This window comes from Ilyomonas limi (assembly GCF_005233845.1).
Taxonomy (GTDB): Bacteria; Bacteroidota; Bacteroidia; order Chitinophagales; family Chitinophagaceae; genus Ilyomonas; species Ilyomonas limi.
Genome location: NZ_SZQL01000001.1, coordinates 195,743 through 218,826 on the forward strand (window position 1 = coordinate 195,743; position 23,084 = coordinate 218,826).

A 23,084-nucleotide genomic window follows, 5' to 3' on the forward strand; every position below is an offset into this window, starting at 1 on the left:
TTATACATCGCCTTTATTTAGCTCAATCCTAAAAGTAGTGCCTTTACCCAATTCGCTGTTTTTAATAAAAATAGTGCCTTTGTGATATTGCTCTATAATGCGTTTGGTAAGCGTTAATCCCAGGCCCCAGCCGCGTTTTTTGGTAGTAAAGCCGGGCTTGAATACATTCTTAATATTGGCTTTGCTAATGCCTTTGCCGGTATCTGTTACTTCTATAATATTTTGCGTAGCAGTATGCAGCAAATTAACGGTGAGCGTGCCTTTTCCATCCATAGCATCCAGTCCGTTTTTCAGCAGGTTTTCAACAACCCAATCAAACAAAGGCGGCGAAATCATAGCTGGTATATTTTCTTCGCCATGCGTGTTAAATATAAACTGCACTTTACCACCGGCGCGCTTACGCATATAGTCCAGCATATATTGCACCTGTTCTACGAGGTTGCGCTCTTCCAGCCTGGGTGTGCTGCCTATTTTGCCAAAACGGTCGGTAATGAGCAGAAGCCTGTTTACATCTTTTTCAATCTCCGGTGCAATATAGCTGGCACCTTCTATTTCTTTCAGCATTTCTACCCAACCCTGCAGGCTCGTAACCGGCGTACCCAACTGGTGCGCCGTTTCTTTTGCCATGCCTGCCCACAACTGGTTTTGTGTACTGCGATAGCTACTGCGCTGCGCAATGATTACTACTGTAATAAACAAGCCAATAATTAATAACTGAACGATGGGATAATACCTTACTTCCTGCTGCAACCGGCTTTCGCCATAGTAGTAGCGGTTGGCAATATAGGGTGTATCAGAAAGTTTTAAGATAATGGGAGCGCGCTGTGCTTTAAACTGCCTTAGTTTATCTTTTAGATAATCAACATCGTTTGCTACCCTGGTGCTGTCGATGTTGCGATAATTGGTAATACTGTCTTTTTCATCAGTTTCAATAATGGGAATATCCACATTTTCCTGAATGAGTTTAATTGCCAGCGGCGGCACTGTTTGCGTTTCGGTATTCATAATGGTACGCTGCGCTTCCACCCAGTTTTCCACGCGTTGCTTTTCGTCTTTTGCAATTTTTTGCGACAGGTAGCGCGAATAGATAATACTGCCCGATACAATGATGATGGCTATAGCAGCCAGTATATTTCGTAAGTTGAGCCATCTAATCATGCGTTAAAAATAGAAAATTGTGAGTTGTGAATAGTGAATGGTGAATATTGTGCGCACAAGTACATTCACAGGCATTTGCCGGTAAGCTATATTTTTATTTTATGATACAGTTCATCAACTTCCAAAAACAATATGGTGATTACAAAGTAATGGATATTGCGCAGGCGCAAATAGAAGCTGGTATTTATTGGCTTAAAGGCATAAATGGAAGTGGAAAATCTACCTTGCTGCGATGCCTGGCTGGTTTAATACCGTTTGAAGGAGCGATTCACATTAATGCTATCAACATACGAAAAAGCAAAAGACTGCACCGGCAACTAGTAAATTATGGCGAAGCCGAACCGGTGTATCCACCCTTTTTAAACGGCAGTGAACTGATCCATTTTTATGCAGCTGCCAAAGGAGGTAATAAAAGTGAATGTATGCAATACGCAGAACAACTGCAACTGCACCACGCCTTGCAAAAACAAACCGGTTCGTACTCCAGCGGCATGCTTAAGAAACTGTCGTTAATACTTGCCTTTACCGGCAATCCTAAATGGATACTGCTTGATGAGCCATTGATTACGTTAGATGCAGAAGCAGTAGCAACAATGCTGCAAATAATAGAGCAGGCTTATAACCGGGGTATTTCTTTTTTACTTACTTCGCACCAGGATGTAGCATTTCCCGATCATACGTTGCCTTTACAAACGCTATATATAAAAGATAAAACTGTTACTGCTATACCATGAGGGCTGCCCTGCATATACTTTTAAAAATCTGGGTACAACAGTTTTACCAGCGTAATGCCGGTTTTTTCCTGTTTTTGTTTGTGGTGCTGTTTGGTGTAGTACAAAATCCCTTAGCATATCATTATAAGTTGATGCAGGGCATTGTAACTGCTTATACCACATTGGTAGTTGCACTGATTGTTTGGCTGTTGTATGCATGTAAATGCAGTGCAATAATTTTAAAGTCCATTGCCCGGGAAAAAACATGGTTGTACCAGTTGCAGGCGATGGATGCAAAGCGATTATTTTTATTATTAACTATTATACAGGTAATATTGTTTTTGCCGGCAGCCATTTATATACTGGTTACCATAAGCATTGGTATTCATGTGCAACAATATGTAGCGGTGATTATGCTATGCTTGTTTTTACTGTTGGTGCACGTGCTGAGTGCTGCATTGTATTACTACGCTTTATTTAACAATGGCATTCAATTTCAACTATTTAAAAAGCCGGTTTTTACTTATCCCTTTTCAAAAGGATTCTTTTCTTTTTTACTCTGGTATAACCTGTATAAAAGCAAACTAAAAACAGTAGCTGTTAAGTTCTTTTCCTTTGTATTACTCTTTATTCCCTTAGTATGGAACAGGGCACACATTGAACTGAGTGATTTTGTTATATTTTTTCAGATAAGTATTGCAACACATGCAGTGATCGTGTATGATAGTGTACAATTTTTAGAGAGAGACTTCCCAACGCTGCGTAATATGCCATTGCCTTTGTATAAGCTGTTTATGCTTTTTGCCAGCACTTATATTGTACTCTTACTTCCAGAAATATTTTTCCTTTGGTATTATGGCAATGCTGCACACTTGGGTGTAAGCATTTTTTTGCTGCTGCTGTATTATATAGGACAGTTATTATTATTTACTTCCCTCGCTTACGAAAAGCACCAAAAAATAGAACATTACCTGCTGTATATTGGTTTGATAACTGCTTGCTCACTCCTGCTTACACCACTTAAAAGTTTTGGGCTGATTGGGTGTGCTTTGATTATAATTGCTTTCGCTTTATTCTCCGGTAATTATTATCAATACGAGCCGGAGTATGAAGAGCATTAATCTACTTATAGATAACACAGAAAAGTGCAGATAAAATGATAGCAGCACAAGCATAAACAATTAACCCCGTACTTGTATAGTGCGGGGCAATATAATAGAGAATTATAGGTAAGATGGAATAATAGCTTATTGCCTGGCTGCTTATTCACCTTTAGGGGTTAGCGGCTTGCAAATGTGGCTTATATTTATCGGTTTTTACCTGTGCTCTTAAATCGTGTAAAATATTGTACAAACCAAAATTGGTACGGTTGATATAAATAAAATGCTTTACGCCGCGTGCCTGCTTAAATTCCGGCATTCTGGCTATCTGATCGCCATAGGCATACAGCCTGTCAAAATATTCCTCTTTACTAAAGTCAAAGGTCTCGCTGGCATACGGTTTCGCAAATAATTCAATCATTTCTTTGTAGGCTTTATAGTAAAATTCTACCTGCTGCGGCGTATCAGTAGGCCATATCATTTCCAGCTTGCGAAAAGCATCTATGGTCTTCGCTTTATCCGCCAACACATCGGCCGATACCAGGGAAAAGAAAGGATAATAAAAATCGTCAGGCAATTGTTTGATGCAGCCAAAGTCAATAATAGCCAGCCTTTCATCCGGTGTAATGAGGAAATTGCCGGGGTGCGGGTCTGCGTGTACTTTGCGTAACTCGTGCTGCTGAAAATTATAAAAATCCCAGAGTGCCTGACCTATTTTGTTGCGTAGTGCTTGTGATGGATCCGTCTGCAAAAATTCTTTCAGATGCAAGCCATTCATCCAATCCATCGTAATAACCCGGTGTCCCGACAAGGCAGGATAGTAGGTTGGAAAAACTACATTCTCCAAACTGCTGCAAGCCTGCGAAATCTCTATAGAGCGTTGTACTTCCAGCTCATAATCCGTTTCTTCCAGCAAGCGCTCCTCCACTTCTTTTACATACACCGTAAATTCCTTTTCGCTCATGCCCAACAGTCGGAAGGCAATAGGCTTTACCATTTTTATATCCGAAGAAATACTATCGCCTACACCGGGATATTGAATTTTTACAGCCAGTTCTTTTCCGTTCAGCACAGCCTTGTGCACCTGTCCTATAGAAGCTGCATTCTCCGACCTCAGATTAAACTTGTCAAAAATGAGGTCGGGCGCTTTGCCAAATAGTTTGGTAAAGGTGCGCACAATCAACGGACCTGATAGCGGCGGCGCATTGTATTGCGATAAAGAAAACTTATCTACATAAGCTCGTGGCAGCACATTTTTATCCATGCTCAGCATTTGCGCAATTTTGAGTGCGCTGCCTTTGAGTTCGCTTAACGAGTTGTATATATCAGCCGCATTATCTTCATTCAGTTCGTCGCGGCTTAGTTCCGGGTTGAATATTTTTTTAGAATAATGCTTTATATAATTTCCGCCTATCTGTATGCCTGTTTTTACAAATTTTGCACTGCGTGCTACTTTGGTTACAGGTATGCTTTCTTGTTCTTTCATAATGGTTAGAATCTCATCCTTTCTTTAAACCGGCTGTTGCGTGCTACAAATTTCCCATAGTCAATAATGTCATCCAAAGGTGAGCGCTGGAAAAGGTTAAACGTTACATTCACTCCACGCTCAATGGCTTCATCTGTTTTTTCGAAATTGGTACTGCTGTCATTTATCCAGAAGTTGAGGATAATGCCAAACTGTATCCACAATGCATCTTTGTATCTTTTGGAGAGAAAACGGCGGTCTGCCAGTTCGCCGCTATCCAGCCCGCTTTTAATGATGTTTTCGGCAAATGCTTCAAAGACTGTTCTTGTGCCATGTAATACTTCAGGTGTAGATACATGCGTGCGCGATTTTTTGAGGCTATATACCACAAAGCTGCGCTTGCTTTTAAGCAGTTCTATATAGGCATAAAAAAAGGCAAGTATTTTTTCGCGTGAGGTATAGGTTGCCCATACTTCCTGCTGTTGTATTTTGTCAATCGCTTCAATAGTAAGATCAACCCAGATGGCTTTTTCTACCGCTATAAAAGACGAATAAAAATTGTAAAACTCCTGCTCGGTAATGCCTATATTTTTTGCAAAAACATAAACCGATTTAGGCTCTTCGTTGTGTGTGAGCACATAATCTATATATGCATCCTGAATCTGCGCTGCTGTAGCCATAATGAGGTGTTTATTATTTGGTAATAAAAAGTATCTGCATGTTTAATGCCATTGTAAATAGCAGTATATAAAGGTAGTTTAGAATGATGGTTGTGTGGATGCTTGCATTGTTAAATTTTGAGCAGTTGTACAGCGTTAATAATCATGTAAGAAAATTAGATTGTAAACAACAGGTATGTGGGCAAACATAGACTCAGATTATTTAAAGCTACAGAATGACGGAAAGGCTTTGATTTCAAACCAAAACACTATACAAACAAAAAAGCGCAAGTATCAAACTTGCGCTGCCTATTTATGCCACCTGCTGTTCCTCTTTCAATAACTCATGAATAAATGCTCTGCCTTTTTCAGTCCAGTAGGTGTGAATATTGGATTGATAATTGCCCGCCGAATCTCTAAAAATAGCGGTCTTTGTTCCGGTGTAGCCTTTACCGGCATGTTCGGCATACAACACCCAGTGATTATCACTTTTATAAATCACTTTTTTAGCATTCAGCAATTTATTTAGCGCAATAGCACTCATGCCCAGTTCTTTTGCAATCACATTGGTGGTTATCAATGTTCTGCTTTGCAGTACCGAATCGTGATAATCCAGCTTGCGGGCTTGCTCCAGCACCGATTCTTCATACAGTGTTATTTGATGTATCAAGGGTGAAAAAGCATCGGGCAGCACTGCTTCAGTCTCCTGCTGTTCTACGGCTGTTTGCCCATTCAGCATGAGTTCTTTCATTCGCTGGTTGCTCCAGATAACAAAAGCCGGACTCAGCCAGCGTGCAAATTCCATAGCTGCGTCTTCCTGTAGTAAAAGGCTTCTTTCGCCACCTTCGGCAGCGCTTTTCTTTACCCGTTGCACCAGTTCCGAAACCGGTACTTTTTTCATTTCTCCCAATTCCAGGAGCAACCTTTTGGTAGACGACAAGCGCAGCCAATCAGCAGGCTTTTTACCAAAAGGCTTTGCCATTTGCGTAGCGTTTATCATTATCCCGGTGTTATTAAAAAGGGTTATATTATTATTGCCGTAATATACTGAAACCGGCGTATTCATTGCTTCCATCATTGTTTTCCTATATCTATAAAATTACTGAATTTTAAGCGTTTAATGAAGCGATAAGTGTTAAAGTATATTGTTGTAAATGAGTTTTTCTCCTTAAAAATCAATGGTTTATACGGGTAAAAAGGAGTGGTTTTAACTAAAAAGCCATCTTTAAGCAGCGCTGCAAGATCACAACCGATCTGCTTATTATACGGCCTGTATTTCTCAGATATTTGTAACGAATACTAAACCATTGAAATATAACATCGTCTGTATGCTTGTTAAACACATTTGTTGTCAACTATAATCTTAACTTACAACCTCAAAACTGTCGTACTTACATGATGCGTTCCCTTTTATCTCCCATTATTATTGCTGTAGCTGTTATCATCGCTGTAATCATCGCGGCTTCTGCTTTCCGCTACCATTTTACTGCTGCCGAAACAATTGCTGTTACCGGCTCTGCCGAAAAAGATTTTGCTTCGGACCAGATTGTGTGGAAAGCTACCTTTACCCGCCAGGGCTACGAATTGAAAGACGCGTATGCTATGCTGAAATCGGATGAAAATGCCATAAAACAATACCTCAATGCAGCCAATATTGCCGACTCCAACATTGTGTTTTCCAGTGTGGATGTACAGCGCAACTACAACAACCGGTATGATGAAAACGGACGCATGACAGGCAATGAATTCAGCGGCTACAGCCTCACCGGCACTGTTACGGTGGATAGCCGCAATATACCGGTAGTAGAAAAACTATCAAGGGAAATTACAGGACTATTACAAAAAGGCATTGAATTGAATTCTATTCCGCCCAGCTATTACTATTCAGGGCTGAATACATTGAAGATCGATTTGCTGGCCAATGCCTCTAAAGATGCCAAACAACGTGCAGAGAGCATTGCCGAAAACTCCGGCGCTTCGCTGGGCAATATTAAAAAAGCTACTATGGGCGTTTTTCAGATAACGGGCAAAAACATGAATGAAGACTACAGCTATGGTGGCGTATTCAATACAAGTGCAAAAGAAAAAACAGCCACCATCACATTACGGGTAGAATACCAGTTGAAGTAAATATATGGCCGGGCTTCTATCTTATCTTCCTGCTCACTTTTTGGAAGCCAAACAAACTGTTGCTTGTGATAAAATACATGCACGTACAGCTGAAAATAGTGCAACCGCTTTGATTAAAAAGAAAGCCGCTCCTGCGCAGTAGCGGCTTTCTCATGCATTCCGTACTTCAATTTTCTATTTTGTTCGGGGATAGCCTTTCATTTTGCTAAACCCAAAGCATACCATCCGGTACACTTAGCAGTAATGCTTCGGAAGAAGCATTTACCTCTTCCCTCATTTGTATTGACAGCCTTATTTATTTAATCTCGATGCTTTTGATGATGCGTTGAGCGCCTTCTTTTTTAGGAAGACTTACATGCAGCACACCGTTCCTGTATTGGGCAGAGATGTTATCAGCATTAACGGTGTCGTCAAGCGTAAAGCTGCGGGAGAAAGACTGCATGCGATACTCCTGACGCAGGTAGCCGTCTTTGCTGCTGCCCTGCTTATCTTCCTCTTTGTGCTCAAACGAAATGGTCAGCAGGTTATCGCTGATGTTCACGTTAAAGTCTTCTTTGCTGACACCCGGAGCTACAACTTCCATTTCATAACTCTTATAGGTTTCGCGGATGTTTACCGGAACCTGGTTATTGCTCAGCATACCGTTGAAGCCCCGGAAATCATCATCAAAGAAGCGGCTTAATGTGTTTTGAAGGGCGCCATCAACTAATCCTTCAAAAGGCATCATAGATTTGGTAGTAGCCACACTACCATTGCCATTTTTCCTTTTTACTATGTTAGCCATATTGACCTCCTTTTTTGGTTGCTTTTACAAATACACTAAGGTCTGTTCAAACCGTGTGCAAATGAAAAAAGAGGGGAAAAAATGACAATCAGAATGAAAAAATTGCTGTACTAATAAGTGTAAAAAGTGAAATTTTTTCAGTGTACAGCATTAAAAAAAATGCGCTTAGCCCAGCCAGTAATTTTTCTTTTTCACATAATCCCGGCTTATTTCCAGGCTCTCAAAAAGATCGCGTGTAGATTGGTCCTGCTCTACAAACCAGTGCTGCAAACCTGCCGTTTTGCGTTCAGCAAAAATGGGGTCAAAATCAATAATGCCGCGCCCCAGCTCTGCAAACTGTTCCGAGCCGCTTTCCATATCTTTTACATGCCACAATGGAAAGCGTCCGGGATACTTTTTGAAATAATCTACCGGGTTCACGCCCGCTTTGATGATCCAGAAAAGGTCGGCTTCCATTTTCACGAGGTCCTTATCGGTGCTTTGCAGCAGGAGGTCGTAAGGCACCACGCCATCAATGGGCGGAAACTCAAAATTATGACTGTGATAGCCAAATTGTATGTTGCTTTTACTACAGGTTTCGCCGGCTTTATTCAGCATCTCGGCAAGTTGCCGGTACAAGTCAAGGCTCGTACGCTCTTCTTTGTACAGCCACGCGCAAATCATATACGGCACACCCATCGCTGCCGAGTCGTCCACCGCTTTTTGCCAGCCATTCAGCAGTGTGCCCGGCAACTTGCCCCCATCGTGCCTGCCGGTCATGTAGTGCGAAGAGATAATTTTTAATCCCAGATCTTTACATATTTTGCTAAACTCCTTTGGCTGTTTGCCCCAATAGGTACCATCGTAGTCAAACAGTTCCACTTCGTTATAGCCCAGTTTTGCCAGCCTCGATAAAGAACCTATGAGGTCTTTTTGCAGGTAAGAACGGATGGTCCATAATTGCACGCCTAAGGGCTGACTGATTGGCGGCATTGCTTTTGCCAAAGGCGCTACACTTACAGCAGCGGCAGATAAAGCCACATTTTTTACAAAGTTTCTTCTAAGCATATCGTTAAGTGTTAAGTGCTAAAGATAAGAATTTGAAGGGCTTGTTTGCTTTGATAAAATCATTTGACGACGTGTTTTGTTTAAAAGCATTACGGTACCACTTGTGCCTGCTGCATGCAACAAAAAATAATACCTTATTGCTGAAGTGCCGGTAAGCAGTGAGGTGTAGCCGGGCAAATTAAAACGGCAGCATTTATGTAAATACATAGCCTGTTTTTAGCTTGTTTTTGCAACAGCGGGTAGCGCAGCAATCAAAAATAACCTGCTGGCTTTTAATAATTACTTACCCGGTTTTTGTAGCTGTTTTAAATGGCAGATGTTAATGTTATAATAGTGAAAACCGAAATTGAAATAATGATTTATGAAATTACTCTGGAAATACCTGAAGCCACATCGCACCTTGATTTTCTTTTCACTGTTGCTGGCGGCAGTAGCACAACTGCTCAGCCTGTTTGACCCGGTGATATTTGGAAAGATTATAGACCGCTATGCCACCCATAAAAGCAACCTGCCCGAAAACGAACTGGTACAAGGCGTACTCTCCTGGCTGGCATTGGCATTAGGCATTGCTATTTTATCAAAGCTTTGCAAAGCGGCACAGGAATACATTACCCGCAAAGCAGTGGCCCGCTTTGGCATGCACATCTTTAACGATGGGCTAAAGCAAACGCTGCGGCTCTCCTTCCAGGAATTTGAAGAAAGCCGCAGCGGCACTACGCTGTCTGTGTTGCAAAAAGTAAAAACAGATGCCGAACGGTTTATCAATTCTTTTATCAATGTGTTGTTTTCTTCACTGGTGGGCGTGGGTTTCCTGCTTTGGTACAGCATCAACCGCAACTGGCTGCTTGTGCCGGTGTTCTTTATAGGTGTGCTGCTGCTGGGTTCGCTTACGGGGCTGGTATCTAAAAAGATCAAAGGCATACAACGGTCTATCAACCGCCAAACCGATAAGCAGGCAGGCGTAATTACCGAAAGCCTGCGCAATATTGAGCTGGTTAAAAGCCTCGGCCTTACCTTCCCGGAAATCAGGCGACTTAATAAGCAAACATTGAACATCTTTAACCTGGAAATGCTGAAGGCAAAAAAAGTAAGCCTGCTTTCTTTTTTGCAGGGCAATATGCTCAACCTGCTTAAGCAATCTATCTTATTTATTTTACTGTGGCTCATCTTTCGTAAAGTGCTCAGCACCGGTGAATTAATTGCGATGCAGTTTATTTCCACTGCCATCTTCACGCCTCTGCAGGATTTGGGCAATATGATTATCCTATATCGCGAAGCAGACGCCTCCTTAAAGAGTTTTGACCGGCTGATGCAAAAGCCTGTCGAGCAACGCCCTGAAAATTCAATAGAAGTAGGCAGGCTGGAAAGTCTGCGTTTTAAGGACGTGGTTTTCAGGCATAAAACAGCAGGCTACAATGCCATTGACGGTATATCTTTTAGCATACAAACCGGGCAAACCATTGCTTTTGTAGGACCATCCGGCTCCGGCAAATCTACACTGGTTAAACTGCTGGTGGGGTTATATACGCCCGTGAGCGGCTGTATTTACTTTAATGATATTCTTTCTACCCAAATCCAGTATAATCCGCTGCGGCGGCAGATTGGTTTTGTAACACAGGATACCCAATTGTATGCGGGCTCCATTAAAGACAACCTCCTATTTGTAAAGCCCACTGCAACCGATGAAGAAATAGCCGAAGCACTGCGGAAAGCATCTGCATCTGCCTTGATTGCCAAAGCTTCGCATGGCGTAAATACACTATTAGGCGAAAGCGGTATGAAGTTGTCCGGTGGCGAAAAACAACGCTTGTCTATTGCACGGGCATTGTTGAGGCAGCCGCAACTGCTTATTTTTGATGAAGCCACTTCGGCGCTGGACTCGTTGACCGAAGAAGAAATTACCAATACCATTCGCAACATATCCAACAGCAGGGAGCAAATGACGATTTTGATTGCCCACCGGTTGTCTACGGTTATGCACGCCGATGTGATTTATGTGCTGGAGCGGGGCAAAATTATAGAGGTAGGCCCACACCACGATTTGCTGGCATTAACAGGCTTGTACTATGCCATGTGGCGCCAGCAGGTGGGCGAAAGAAAATAGTTATAGCATCAAGTGGCTATAAGGTGGATATAAGGAGCAGGGCTGAAGATTTTATTAGCCAAACCACTCACTCAACAACAAAAATCCCACTTAAGCAAAGTGGTGCGGAGGCACGGACGAACTATCTCACTGAGACCGATAAGAAACATTATTCATGAAGTAATGCGCGGAGCGATCATGCCGTCCTTGAACCCACGAAGTGGCTCATTGAGTCTATTGAAAATATTTACTATCCGAAATAATTAAGCGAAGCGTTCTCATGAATACCATTGAAAAACATCAATACATTCATAACTTCTTTGTTACTTTTTCTTTCAATGCCTGCCCCGACAAGTCGGGGAGAAAAAAGTAAAACGGGAAGCATAATTCTAAAATCATTCTCAAACACCTATTGTAGAGCTACTCGTTAATACAAGTTTATCGGATGATATTACACCATCCTAAAGTTTGTTGTTTAGGTTAAGCGCCTTTAGTTGGCAATGCACTTAGCAATTATTTTATTCTTTACCATACCAAACAGCTTAAGCCAAAAATTCACTTGCGCAATGGCAGCGTATTGGCATATACTACTTTTTTAAAGCCTTTCAACTTCTCTAATACCGGTTCGCCCAGCGTCAGTTCCTTCATTTGAAAAGGCGGATACACATAGCATATATTACCGTTTATATCATCGTACGCCACAAAGACTACCCAGGCATCCGGTTTTCTTAGAATAACATCACACCGGGAAGCTCCTGATTGAAATGTCCACGATAGCCCAAACCGTTGTGCCATCGAGCGCTTTTGTGTTTTTACTGCCAGCCCAATTCTATTTACATACAAATCATCACTCCACGATTTTTCTTTGCCGTGATAAATAGTATAATCCGGCCCACTTACCGGCACATATTTGCTAAACACCGTTTTTACTGCTTCTTCGCCAATTTTACTGATGAAATGATCGTTGGCAATCTTGGTGGTTGATAGCTGGTTGGAGTCGGCATAATTGGTAGTGGCAGTTACCTGCGCAGCAAAATTTTTTGCTTTTTGAATAAGGGCCTGCTCGATAGTCACCCGCTGAACGGCATGGAAATATCTCATGTTTTGGTTGCTTGGTATTGTACTGCATAAATGTAAGTTTTTATTTATAACCAACTCCTTTTATCAACTAAACTTGCGGCAGCGGTAAAAATGAATAATTTGGCTGCTTATTGCAAAGCGTATGATTAAAAGTCCGTTGCGTTATCCGGGAGGAAAATCAAGAGGAGTGAAGTTTTTAGCGGAGTTTATTCCGCCTTATAAATCGTTCAGGGAAGTTTTCTTTGGCGGTGGTTCGCTATCATTTTATTGTATTCAACAATATAAAGATGCACAGTATTCTGCTTCCGATTTAAACTATGAATTATATTGTTTTTGGTCGCAGTTGAAAGATAAGGGAGTGGAATTAATTAATGAAATCCAGAAAATATATAACCAATACAAAACAGATTCAAACGGTAAATTGTTGTTCAATATGCTGGTGGAAAGAAGGAATAACAATTTGACTGAGTTGCAGCGCGCAACCGATTTTTTTGTACTCAACCGCATTACTTTTTCGGGCGTGGTAGATAGCGGCGGCTATTCGCAAGGTTCTTTTGAAGGCCGGTTTACGCAATCCTCAATAGACCGGCTAAAACAAACCATTCCCATTATTCAACCTATTCAGTTTTATTGTGAAGACTTTTCTTACTTGGTAAAACGTCCGGGTGATGAGGTGTTTATTTTTTTAGACCCGCCTTATTACACTGCTACCAAATCAAAACTATATGGAAAGAAGGGCATCTTGCATACTTCTTTCGATCATCAACTATTGTTTGAAACATTGCAAAACAGTCCGCACCAATGGCTCATTACGTACGATAACAGTGAATACATCAAAAGCCTGTACAAAGACTTTTACCAGTGGGAATGGCAATTGCAATATGGTATGACCACGCGCACTAATGCGGCTTTCCCATTAGGCAACGAGCTGCTGATTGCTAATTATGATTTAGCAAAGGTGCGGGAGGCAAATACAAAAAATTTGAAAGTACAGTTAATAGGTTAATCTGCTTAACTGGAAGAATAATCCTGTTTTCAATTAAATGCACTTTGTAATTACTGTTTGCTGAAAACGTATTTACACATACAGGAAGTGTGTTGCCTGCTAAAAATAAATCGGGCATAAAGTAGAATATCTGTAAGCCACTTACCCTGTTACTGTTTGTACCAACTTCGCAGTGTAAGAACACCATCATCATTGCGGGCGGAGCAAAGCAATCTGTGCTATGCTTTAAATCATTATTGATGGCTTGTTTTGATTTTAATACAATTCACCAATTGCCTCGTGCCGCACAATGGCGAATCGTTAACGCTTATACTATAAAAGCTGTATCATCTATCATCACCAATAACACATACTATGCAAACGACACCCGAATGGCAGATTATGACTGTAATAGATACTTATTGACAATGCCGTAGACGCCAAAGACCGGACACAAGCCCGCTCCTGTTTTACCGACATTATTTATGCTGACTTTAGCCCACTGGGCGGCGGCAAGCCCGCCGAAATACGGGCGGATAACCTGATTGCTGCCTGGCAAACAAATTTGTATGCCGGCAAGTGATCTTTTCACCTGCGCGGCAGCCACGATGTCAGTATCAATGGTGAAACTGCTACCGATTATTCTAAAAGCTATGCCATTAATACGATTGATGGTGGACCAGTTGCGGGCATCTGGGAAATATGGGCAAACTATTCCTACACGCTGGTACGTGCCGGCAACGACTGGAAAGTAACCGGCATGAGCGTATAATAAAGTGCAAACCAGGGGTGATGACAGGATAAGAGCGTATGTGCCGGGTGGGGAGTAATACCTGCACAACACCAAAACATAAACGCTTCAGCTTGCCGGCCGGTACAGTTCATACCCACTATTTCTCCTTTCATCCATTTGCCTGTTGACACCCTTTTACAACAGCCATAACTTTGCGCCCGCAAAACCTAAACACTTAACAGCGAGGCCACCTGTGGCTTGCCCCGTAAAATAAATATGTATGAAAAAGGGTATCTTCTTTTTACTTGTACTTATTACCATCCTATTTGCAGCCTGCGCAAAAACCACCTATAAAGGTGTTGAGCGTGAGGTAATGATTCATCATGCGAATAATATTTTTAATTAAAGGGAGCGTATTGGAGCGGATGGAAGTACATTCCCTTTAAGCTTTTCTATGCTTCTCAGCAATGAGATGATAGATAGGCTTTGCTTTTAGCCAGGTACTTCGATGTAGCCGGTACAAGTGGAGGCTTGTGCCAATGGGTGCGAACAGGTCTTAAATCGGCTATTACAACAAGCAATACAGAGCCATTAGCAACAGGTATCCTGATGCAATTTGCCTGAAGGAACCAATTATTTACCTGCTGCTGTCTGCCAGTTAGCCTGTCGTAATTCAGGAAGGACGGCTGGTATTCCAGATATCGCGGTGCAGCTTCCATTCACCTGCCTCTCTTTTCCAGACAACAAGGAATTTACCCTCATCCATTATTTCGCTGCCTGCACCTTTAAGCCGGTACCTGCCCACTTCTATGGCAGTATCGCCTTGCTGCTCTACTTCCACAATGTCCAGCTTAGCTTCCTTAATTCCCATGTTCATGGCTCCCTGCCAGAAATCCCGGATGGCTGTGTTGCCTTTAACAACATCGCTGCCTGGTGGCAAAAGCATGGCTTCGCTGCTATAGAGTGCTGCAACGCCTGCAGCATCGCCCTGATTGAATTTTTGTTCAAAAGCGTCATCTGCGGTGCGGATGTCGCTGCGAATGTCAACGGTTTCAGTGGTCATAAGATTTGTTTATAGGTGGTAAGAATGAGGTATGGTGGGGTATTCAGATTAATTTTCAAGCACCCGGAAAGCAATATACTGTATAGGCTTAAGTATCAACCAAATATACTTATTTAGAACATCACTGAAAAATTTTTATAAGAAAGGGAGAATAATCCTGATACAGTTTATCCGTTTTGCAGCCTTCATTTCAGGAAGGTTATTGAAAGCAGATGCTTACGCCGGGTATGATACTTATTACTTTTGCAAAGCACCAGTAATATTGCCTTTTTTATGTTAACCGGGCATTCGGGCTATGCTTTATATTAAAACGTTGCTGCTTTGAATCATTTAAACCTAAGAAAGTTCAATTGCCCCATTCAGCCATGACAAGCTAATAATTGCCTGTACTGCAAACGAATGGATCAGCAATTGCGAAAATGAGCGGGCAGGTCCGAGACCTGGTTATTAACTTTTGCTTCCGGTGGGCTGGCATGTGGCAGAATGAGGTTCTGCAGTCCGCAAAAACAACAATTAAGAAATAACCGCTTCAAACTAAGCCCATGGTACTGAAGTCTTTGGATGTGCTATTCACTACTGTACACCTGGCTATTATCCTGTTTAATCTTTTTGGCTGGATACCAAAAGCTACCAGAAGAGCACATTTCATGGTTATTCTGCTTACGGCTGCTTCCTGGTTTTTGCTGGGTATCTGGTTTGGCATAGGTTATTGCCCCGTTACAGACTGGCAATGGCAGGTGAAAACAAGGTTAGGAGAGCGGAATTTACCCAACAGCTTCATTAAATATTATGCAGAAAAGTTATCCGGCCGGAATTTCGATTCCGGGTTTATAGATGCAGTAATAGCTACTGCTTTCGGCTTAACCACATTGCTATCCATGTATGTCAATTTCATGCTGCCCCGGATAAAAAGAAGAAAACGGGTTTAAGCATGGCCGGGCAATCTCTTCCTCATCATTCTTCAGGTACGTTAAGAAACGAACCTGGATGGAGGAATTATAATTTGATTGTCTGAATTTGATGGGTGAAAGCCCTTAAGAACAATAAGCGTTTCATGGCGCCTGATTGGCTGGCTTTGGGCGTTTACAACTTTTTGAAGTGTTTTGTACACTTCCTTTTTGAACTGATAGGTTATTTATAGTTTATCTACACTGGCGCAGGCGTCCAGCTATGATTTTGAACGGTAATAATCGTCCTTATCTGTCAACACTTTCTTCCATTGGCGCTGATGGCTCTCCTGCCATTTTTTATTGGGGTGAACTGCCCAGTTTACTTTCTGTAACTGCCCGCTTACAAAAGCTCTTTGCTCGGCATGTACATATAACGGGTGCTGGTAAAACCATTGCGGGTCTTTTATAAGCATTTGCCAGAAATCGGCAAAAGAAGCAAACGCCGTTTCAAATATTTTTATCTCATCGCGGTTATCATCATACGTGCTGTGCTGGTACAGAAAGCTGGTCTTGCCCCTGTCATCTTTTATTCGGTACAGGCTGCCACCGCTCTTTTCTGCGCTGATATCAAAATACAATTCTCTTTGCATGGTGTAAAGTAAAAGAATACAGTGATAGCAGGGGAATGTTTGCTTTATGTAAACAGAAGCAGCGCAGTAATACTTGTACCGTCATATGCCATTTGCTACAGCGCTGCAGAGAATCGATATGCTATAATGGATTGGGAAAAACACCTGAAATAACGGAGGATTACCCATCCGTTCATTAATACAGGCAGTTGGAAACCGGGCAATGCAGCATTTTGGAGGCCATATATGCTTCATAATCCCGTTTTCCTTCCAAATACTCCTCTATGGAGGGGGCAGCTACAAAAATATCGGTTAATAATTTCTTCTCCTCAAGGCTCATCGTAGCAGGGGGAGTTTGTGACTGTTAATACTCTGTAGCAGATAAGGATTTTTAAGGGTTTCTTCCGCTACCAGTTCTACCTTTTTTTGCAGCAATTGTTCCAGCGCGTCTGCCAGGGCAAAATAATTATTGGCATAGGTGGTATAATGCATGTTTTTAGGAAACCGGATAATAAAATCCACATCGCTGCTTTCGTGCATGGTGCCTTTGGCTGCGCTGCCAAAGAGGTAAGCCTGCTCTACCCCATATTGCCGCATCAGCTGCCTGATGGCTGGGAGTTGTTGTTCTATTATTGTTTCCATGGCAGTTAAAAATAACGCATTTTGGGTTTTGCTGCTGGCTTTTAAAAGTGTTATTGCAATGCACTTTAAATTAAGAGATAATGTAGTTCTCTAACCTGCTGCTTTATGCTGAATGATTCTGAAGAATCACTTTTGTCTTTCGCCCTTGTTGGTGTTCTTCACCAGCAACATATTCTTTAACCCCCTCCTTTTATGAGATTTAATCCACGCAGCCAGCAACTCATCTGCTGGTGAAGAACACCAACAACGGCATGAAACGTAAGATATTATGCTACACAAAAAAACAAAAACATCTCCCATAAAGTGCCCAACCATCAGGAAGTAGTGGCTTTGTGTTTTGCACCAATATTGGGTAAGAAGCCGGTGAGCAAACCAATGAGCGGCAGGTAAGCACAAATGGCATACACATAATAAATGCTGGTGCGATCAGCTAACTCGCCCAATACGGCAGAACCCAATCCGCCCATACCAAAAGCAAAACCAAAGAACAAACCCGACACCGTTCCCACTTTGCCGGGCAGCAACTCCTGTGCATATACCAGAATGGCAGAGAAGGCAGAAGCCAGGATAAGTCCGATGAACACACTTAAAATGGTTGTCCAAAAGAGGTTTACATGTGGAAGCAATAACGTAAAGGGTGCAACGCCCAGGATAGAAAACCAGATGACATATTTCCTTCCAAAGTGATCGCCAAGCGGACCACCGAGGAAGGTGCCAGCTGCGATGGAGAACAGGAAAATAAAGAGGTGCACCTGCGAGCTCTGCACCGATACGCCAAACTTATCAATGAGGTAAAAGGTATAATAAGACGTCATGCTGGCGAGATAAAAATATTTCGAAAAAATAAGCACCAGCAATATAGCAATAGAAGTTGCCACTTTCCTTTTTGATAAATGAACCTGCTCGCCATGCGCTACCACTTTTTTAGGACGGATCCGTTGCATATTTTGCCGGTACCATTTGCCGATGGCTATTAAAACAATAATAGCTATTAAAGCGAGTGCAGAAAACCATGCAATGCTCTTTTGCCCGGAAGGAACAATGATCAACGCTGCCAGCAAAGGGCCAATGGAACTGCCTGCATTGCCACCCACCTGAAAAATGGATTGCGCCAGCCCTCTTCTTCCGCCGGAAGCCATGTAAGCCACTTTGGATGCTTCGGGATGGAACACAGACGAACCCGTTCCGATCAAGCCCACCGATACCAATATCCACCCAAAAGAGGATGCAAACGCAAGACATACCAATCCAATTAATGTAAACGCCATTCCGGTTGCCAAAGAGAAGGGCTGTGGTTTTTTATCGGTATAAAAACCCACAAATGGCTGAAAAAGGGAAGCTGCCAGTTGAAAGGTGAGCGTGATTAACCCAACCTGCCCAAAGGTTAAATGAAACGAATCTTTTACAATGGGATAAATGGAAGGAATGAGCGATTGTATGGTATCGTTCAACAGGTGCGAAAAGGAGATGGTAAGCAGGATGGAGAAAACGGTTCCTTCGGCTGCTTTTTTGGTGATGCTGAGTTGCTGTGCTTCAATGGGCTGTTCCATAGTTAACGGTGTGCCTGTAAAAATAATGGCTATTCGTTTAAGATTAGGAATGTTTTACTTTTTTCCTTTCCTAGATTGTTGCTTTACTTTCTTTTCCACTGATGCCCGGTTAGTGTCTTCACAAACGGTTGGTTTCCTTATCCTGGAAGATGTTTTTTCAAAGGTGTATAACATATGTTGAATGCATATATTAAAACTTGGTGGCATGATTCACTTAGCCTAAAGAGCGGTTCGTGAAGACACGAACCGGGGCGGGGAAATTCTTCCGAACAGCTATAGTGCGACAACCCACAGCTATAGGCAAAGATGCTTATCCTGTTATTTGTTTTTGCCTGCATCCACATCGTAATGTAAGCCCAGTATAAACATATACAGCCCGTAAGAAATGGTACCCATAGCTATAATAAAAAAGGCAGCAACCCCTATGTGATCTCCTATGAAGTCAAAAGCTTTGTCGGTGTTTACTACGTAGCCACTGTTGCCCTTAAAGGCTGCTTTCAAAAAGAAAAAGCCAGTCACTCCCAGGATTACGCCACGCGAAAAGTACCCGAAATAAGCGATGCCATGTACAACACGTTTCCATCTTTTGGTGAAATCATTTGATTTGATCGTTTCTGTGAAGCGGCTCGACAAACCGTAAAATAGTAAAACCAATGCCGTTACCGCTACAATGAAGCCGGTGGCAAATACAACTACACGTCCCCAGTCTGTTTCCAACAAATGGGCTACCATGCTGCGCTGCCGGGTAGGTTCGCCGGTCAGTGACGCCACCTGCTTACTGAATAATGCCTGTAAAGCGGATACTGCAATAAATGCGTCGGCACCTGAGCTAAAAGCAGTACCTGTCCTCAGCAAAATAGCCTTCGCCCCATTTCCCAATTTATAAGGATCTGCAAATGCTTCATAAAAGCGCCACACAATAAAGCATACAGCACCTGCAATAATTACCCAGTTAAGAACTCGTCCAGGGGCAAAGCCTTCCAGCAAAACAAAGAAACTGCTTTCATCTGCACCTCCGTTCTTTAACTTTAACAAAGAAAGGATGGCGATAACACCAATGCTGCCGTAAATGATACCTGTTGAAAAGCAGCCAACCAAAGTAAGTGCCCTGAGCCATTTTCTTTTCACTGATGTATGCTTTGAATGGTACTGTGCAATTTCCTTTCCACACCTTTCTTTCAGCTAGTGTTACCATTTTCCTGCTGCCGGTTGGTGCTTCACCACAAGTGCTCGGAACAATTTTGTAAGCCAAACCATACACTTAAAAACAAAGAGACAATTTAAAGTAAGTGGTGCGGAGGCACGGACGGATGCGCGGAGCAATCATGCCGTCCTTGATTTTTTGGTTACTTTTTTTATCAAGAAAAAAAGTAAAAGGAGAATGATGAGACTGATAATGTATAAAGTCAAAATTCAAATAATTACTGCTCAAATAGCACATAAAAAATCTTCCGAACATTTGTGGTGTCTTACCAACAGATGTGAACTGATGTTTGTTGGAGCGATAAATAAGGAAACATGCATCTGATAGCATTATTTCAGTCACTGGGGCACCAGCCAATAGCGGAAGAACGGGTTTCCCTTCTGCTATTGCACCCTTGCTACCCTGCACACTCTGATACACAGCTTAAAAGTGCCCGTTCCGTTTGAATTGATTATAAATCGTATCAAAATCATACAGTTTTGTTCGCTTTTGTACATTTTAGTAAAGCCAAAAACTAATCGCTCCGATTTTTAGGATCAGGGTTATCAACCATTCATACCATTTCGCAAATCATTACCCGTCTTTTTCAACCACTCGTCACTATAAAACGGTTTGGCACCGGCAGTTGGTACGCCTTTGTAAGGTAGTAAGCATCAACACAAAAAAATAAAAATCATGAAAAAGTTTATCATCACAGCACTTTGCATATGCACCGCATTGTTCACATTTGCAAACCCTGCTGCAACCGACAAAAAGAAACACAATACTGCCACTGCTTCTATCCTCAATGCAGTAGTAACTACCACCGGCACTAATGTAATCATTACCGCTGTCAGCGAAACTCCTGGTGCGGTAGCTGTAACGCTGACAGACGATGCCGGAAATGAATTGTACCAGGGCAAACTGGTGAAAGGCAATCTTACCCAGCATGCCGTCTTCAACCTGGAACAGTTGGAGGAAGGTACTTACAGCATTGTACTGAGCAACGGTAAAAGTAAACTGGAAAAAAAGGTAACGGTTAATACCAATACCATCAGGCAATTGTCTGTAGAGTAAGCACGCACAAACAGGCGCTGCTGCAATGCACGGCAACTACCTGTTTGCCGTGCATCTTTTTGTGCGTTGTTATAGTAAACAGGTACCACATCCATAACACTATGATGAACGACAAGAGTCCATATTCGCTACCGGTTGGTGAGACACCAATTGGTGTGAAATGGGAATGAAATAGCAATCGGTGATTAGCAAGACAATATGGCTTAGTCTGGAGACTACCGCCAAGCAGGGGCGATTTATTGGCTATTAATGTACTGCAAAATCATGTAGCTCTGCAGAACGTGAAAGATATTTATAGTATTTATCTAAAAGTAATTTAGCACCAAACGCTTTGAAACGTAAACGTCTTTTTAAACCGAAAGAAAATACATTTTCTTTATAAGTTTCAGGCAAACCAACTTTCTTCATAGGTGATACTTGCAAATAAATTTTTTCTTTAAAACTCTTCAATGCATTACCATTAACTTTTGGCAATTCATTTAATAGAAGTTCTTGTTGCTTAGCTGCTGTTATATATTTATTTTTAAGCTTATTATATCTATGCTCCCAATTAGCACTTACTAAATCAACATCAAAAGAATTATTAAGATTAATGGTGGTTTTACCCTCCACATTGAAGACAGCTAAATCTAATACATCAAGATCAGCTAAAAAATTATTACCAAAGTTTACTATACCAATTTTATCAGTACCCTCTTCAATATAATATAAGTTAAACTTACCGGAAGAATCTTTCTGTTCTTGCATCTTTTTTTCTGCTTTTTCTTTTGAATTTATATCGAGCTTTAATAAAGTCCCATATTTGGCCCTTGGTCTAACACCTAGAGGATTGGTTCTCATCATCAAATCGCATTCTTGGGCAATTAAAATATAGTCAAACCCCTTGCCCTCACCCTCGCTTATACTAAAAATATCACCATTTTCTAACGGAAGATGTAAAGGATTGATGATACTACCCGGTTCATATATTTCATGATGTCTTAACTTAAAGGCTTTAGTATAAGGTAAAACGTTGGGATCTACACTGAAACGAATATCACTTAATGCTTTTGCCTCTTTAATTTGTTTGTTTACCTCTTTTGGATAGCTTTTATGAATCATTAAAGATTTTACTTCATTGTCATAAAGACTTTTTGAAATTCTAAAAAGTGTTTCCATCTCCCATACACCTTCATCATATGAACTGCGGAGAATCATATGATCAAAAGCATAAGTATCCATATTTTCTATTTGATCCTTAACATTCTTGTACGCTTGCTCAATAATATTTACAGAATTATTCTTTATACGTTCACAAAACGTGTTTAAAAGAGCTTTTTTAATACCATCACAGAATAATACATTATCATCGATTCGTTTTTTTGTAAGAGGGAAAAAATCGTCTTTCTGTAATTGCAATTCTTTCTTTTCTATGACTTCTTTGCGATATGATAGTTCTTCATTTGTGTCAGGTATTAGATGGGTCAAGAGAGTGCATATAATTCTTTCTCGGTTTGCATTCCGCTTTACTTCCGAAATTAGATTCTCACCTTTTGTAACAAAATATTTCCCACCAGCATGTTGAAGGTCTTGATCAAATAAAACAAGGATATTATCAACTTCATTATCAAATGAAATTTTATCTTTCAAAATGTCCCATTCTTGAGGACTTACTGGTATAAGAATATCTGGTGGAAACAAATCTTTAATTCTAAGAGATCTCTTAAAATCTATAATATTAGATGGGTTATCTGTGGTTGCAGCGATTATATTTTCAAATAAAGCTTTCTTTTTTTCATTCTCAATTTCTTCCCATTGAGGACGAAAAAAACCTGCGACTTCTTCTGGAGGAAGGTCTAACTCTAATCCTTCAATTTGTAGCTTTTGTAACTCAGAAATTTTACCGTTTTGTACAGCTGTATTAATTACAAAACTTAGTACCTCAAAATCAATGGTTTTTATATTTTCATCATCAACGTAATACACTGCTTTTATATTCAGGAGCTCTAATAATCTTTTAAGGCTTTTTAATAGGTTCTCAGTATTGTTTTGCTCGTTAGATTTATCTTCGTTATTATTGATATTTTCGTTTCGTAACGGTGCAGCTTCATTTGAAGGTTCTATAGGCCCCATA

Annotated in this window: 24 protein-coding genes; 9 read left to right on the forward strand and 15 right to left on the reverse strand. The window is 41.3% G+C overall.

Annotation, left to right across the window (positions count from 1 at the left end):
* Positions 1-1,158, reverse strand: a complete 1,158-nt coding sequence (locus FC093_RS00810) for a sensor histidine kinase (protein WP_137259836.1) — start codon at positions 1,156-1,158, stop codon at positions 1-3.
* Positions 1,159-1,259: 101 nt separating this feature from the next.
* On the opposite strand from FC093_RS00810, the gene FC093_RS00815 reads away from it, so the two are divergent.
* Both FC093_RS00815 and FC093_RS00820 read left to right on the forward strand, forming a co-directional pair.
* Positions 1,260-1,892: an ABC transporter ATP-binding protein gene (locus FC093_RS00815; RefSeq protein ID WP_137259837.1), complete on the forward strand. Its 633-nt coding sequence runs from the start codon at positions 1,260-1,262 to the stop codon at positions 1,890-1,892.
* On the forward strand, positions 1,889-2,992 hold the full coding sequence (locus tag FC093_RS00820; protein ID WP_137259838.1) for a hypothetical protein: 1,104 nt from the start codon (positions 1,889-1,891) through the stop codon (positions 2,990-2,992). The genes FC093_RS00815 and FC093_RS00820 overlap by 4 nt, the downstream gene beginning before the upstream one ends.
* A 151-nt stretch (positions 2,993-3,143) precedes the next feature.
* On the opposite strand, the gene FC093_RS00825 is transcribed toward FC093_RS00820, so the two are convergent.
* The 3 genes from FC093_RS00825 to FC093_RS00835 all read right to left on the reverse strand — a co-directional run bounded on the left by FC093_RS00825 (position 3,144) and on the right by FC093_RS00835 (position 6,173).
* Complete coding sequence (locus tag FC093_RS00825) at positions 3,144-4,457, reverse strand: ABC1 kinase family protein (RefSeq protein WP_137259839.1); 1,314 nt, start codon at positions 4,455-4,457, stop codon at positions 3,144-3,146.
* A gap of 5 nt (positions 4,458-4,462) precedes the next feature.
* A complete protein-coding gene (locus FC093_RS00830; protein ID WP_137259840.1) occupies positions 4,463-5,116 on the reverse strand; it encodes a TetR family transcriptional regulator C-terminal domain-containing protein in 654 nt (217 codons plus the stop codon).
* A gap of 292 nt (positions 5,117-5,408) precedes the next feature.
* The gene (locus FC093_RS00835) at positions 5,409-6,173 is read right to left on the reverse strand and encodes a phage antirepressor KilAC domain-containing protein (protein ID WP_137259841.1); all 765 of its coding nucleotides are present in this window, start codon (positions 6,171-6,173) and stop codon (positions 5,409-5,411) included.
* 317 nt (positions 6,174-6,490) lie between these two features.
* Here FC093_RS00835 and FC093_RS00840 point away from each other — a divergent pair, with 317 nt between their 5' ends.
* A complete protein-coding gene (locus FC093_RS00840; protein WP_240743140.1) occupies positions 6,491-7,225 on the forward strand; it encodes an SIMPL domain-containing protein in 735 nt (244 codons plus the stop codon).
* Between the two features lie 295 nt (positions 7,226-7,520).
* Here the strand turns inward: FC093_RS00840 and FC093_RS00845 are convergent, their stop codons facing one another.
* Entirely contained in the window at positions 7,521-8,009 is a 489-nt protein-coding gene (locus FC093_RS00845; protein ID WP_137259842.1) for an Hsp20/alpha crystallin family protein, read from the reverse strand.
* A 165-nt stretch (positions 8,010-8,174) separates the two neighbouring features.
* A complete protein-coding gene (locus FC093_RS00850; RefSeq protein ID WP_137259843.1) occupies positions 8,175-9,056 on the reverse strand; it encodes a sugar phosphate isomerase/epimerase family protein in 882 nt (293 codons plus the stop codon).
* A 361-nt stretch (positions 9,057-9,417) separates the two neighbouring features.
* On the opposite strand from FC093_RS00850, the gene FC093_RS00855 reads away from it, so the two are divergent.
* Positions 9,418-11,160 (forward strand): ABC transporter ATP-binding protein, encoded by a 1,743-nt coding sequence (locus FC093_RS00855; RefSeq protein WP_137259844.1) that lies wholly within the window; start codon positions 9,418-9,420, stop codon positions 11,158-11,160.
* A 534-nt stretch (positions 11,161-11,694) separates the two neighbouring features.
* Here FC093_RS00855 and FC093_RS00860 read toward each other — a convergent pair.
* Positions 11,695-12,240, reverse strand: a complete 546-nt coding sequence (locus FC093_RS00860) for a hypothetical protein (protein WP_137259845.1) — start codon at positions 12,238-12,240, stop codon at positions 11,695-11,697.
* Between the two features lie 121 nt (positions 12,241-12,361).
* Here FC093_RS00860 and FC093_RS00865 point away from each other — a divergent pair, with 121 nt between their 5' ends.
* Positions 12,362-13,225: a DNA adenine methylase gene (locus tag FC093_RS00865; RefSeq protein ID WP_137259846.1), complete on the forward strand. Its 864-nt coding sequence runs from the start codon at positions 12,362-12,364 to the stop codon at positions 13,223-13,225.
* A 595-nt stretch (positions 13,226-13,820) separates the two neighbouring features.
* Positions 13,821-13,976 (forward strand): hypothetical protein, encoded by a 156-nt coding sequence (locus FC093_RS24490; protein ID WP_394347965.1) that lies wholly within the window; start codon positions 13,821-13,823, stop codon positions 13,974-13,976.
* On the opposite strand, the gene FC093_RS00870 is transcribed toward FC093_RS24490, so the two are convergent.
* A complete protein-coding gene (locus tag FC093_RS00870) occupies positions 13,922-14,110 on the reverse strand; it encodes a hypothetical protein (protein WP_137259847.1) in 189 nt (62 codons plus the stop codon). The two genes, FC093_RS24490 and FC093_RS00870, sit on opposite strands and share 55 nt — an antisense overlap.
* Positions 14,111-14,217: 107 nt before the next feature.
* On the opposite strand from FC093_RS00870, the gene FC093_RS24330 reads away from it, so the two are divergent.
* Positions 14,218-14,343, forward strand: coding sequence for a hypothetical protein (locus FC093_RS24330; protein WP_262711007.1), 126 nt, complete (start codon positions 14,218-14,220; stop codon positions 14,341-14,343).
* Between the two features lie 267 nt (positions 14,344-14,610).
* Here the strand turns inward: FC093_RS24330 and FC093_RS00875 are convergent, their stop codons facing one another.
* On the reverse strand, positions 14,611-15,000 hold the full coding sequence (locus tag FC093_RS00875) for a YybH family protein (RefSeq protein ID WP_137259848.1): 390 nt from the start codon (positions 14,998-15,000) through the stop codon (positions 14,611-14,613).
* A 542-nt stretch (positions 15,001-15,542) separates the two neighbouring features.
* Here FC093_RS00875 and FC093_RS00880 point away from each other — a divergent pair.
* Positions 15,543-15,929 carry a DUF2784 domain-containing protein gene (locus tag FC093_RS00880; RefSeq protein ID WP_137259849.1) on the forward strand — a complete coding sequence of 129 codons (387 nt, stop codon included), beginning with the start codon at positions 15,543-15,545 and terminating at the stop codon, positions 15,927-15,929.
* A 239-nt stretch (positions 15,930-16,168) separates the two neighbouring features.
* Here FC093_RS00880 and FC093_RS00885 read toward each other — a convergent pair whose 3' ends face one another.
* From FC093_RS00885 to FC093_RS00900, 5 genes are all read right to left on the reverse strand, one after another.
* Complete coding sequence (locus tag FC093_RS00885) at positions 16,169-16,540, reverse strand: hypothetical protein (RefSeq protein ID WP_137259850.1); 372 nt, start codon at positions 16,538-16,540, stop codon at positions 16,169-16,171.
* A gap of 175 nt (positions 16,541-16,715) precedes the next feature.
* Positions 16,716-16,859: a hypothetical protein gene (locus FC093_RS23640; RefSeq protein WP_170970949.1), complete on the reverse strand. Its 144-nt coding sequence runs from the start codon at positions 16,857-16,859 to the stop codon at positions 16,716-16,718.
* A complete protein-coding gene (locus tag FC093_RS00890; RefSeq protein ID WP_137259851.1) occupies positions 16,856-17,161 on the reverse strand; it encodes a nucleotidyltransferase family protein in 306 nt (101 codons plus the stop codon). The genes FC093_RS23640 and FC093_RS00890 overlap by 4 nt, the downstream gene beginning before the upstream one ends.
* A 314-nt stretch (positions 17,162-17,475) precedes the next feature.
* Positions 17,476-18,711 carry an MFS transporter gene (locus FC093_RS00895; RefSeq protein WP_137259852.1) on the reverse strand — a complete coding sequence of 412 codons (1,236 nt, stop codon included), beginning with the start codon at positions 18,709-18,711 and terminating at the stop codon, positions 17,476-17,478.
* A gap of 318 nt (positions 18,712-19,029) precedes the next feature.
* Positions 19,030-19,839 carry a DUF1206 domain-containing protein gene (locus FC093_RS00900; RefSeq protein WP_137259853.1) on the reverse strand — a complete coding sequence of 270 codons (810 nt, stop codon included), beginning with the start codon at positions 19,837-19,839 and terminating at the stop codon, positions 19,030-19,032.
* A 751-nt stretch (positions 19,840-20,590) separates the two neighbouring features.
* On the opposite strand from FC093_RS00900, the gene FC093_RS00905 reads away from it, so the two are divergent.
* Positions 20,591-20,971 carry a hypothetical protein gene (locus tag FC093_RS00905; protein ID WP_137259854.1) on the forward strand — a complete coding sequence of 127 codons (381 nt, stop codon included), beginning with the start codon at positions 20,591-20,593 and terminating at the stop codon, positions 20,969-20,971.
* 246 nt (positions 20,972-21,217) lie between these two features.
* Here FC093_RS00905 and FC093_RS00910 read toward each other — a convergent pair whose 3' ends face one another.
* Entirely contained in the window at positions 21,218-23,083 is a 1,866-nt protein-coding gene (locus FC093_RS00910) for a hypothetical protein (protein ID WP_137259855.1), read from the reverse strand.
* Between the last annotated feature and the right edge of the window lies 1 nt (position 23,084).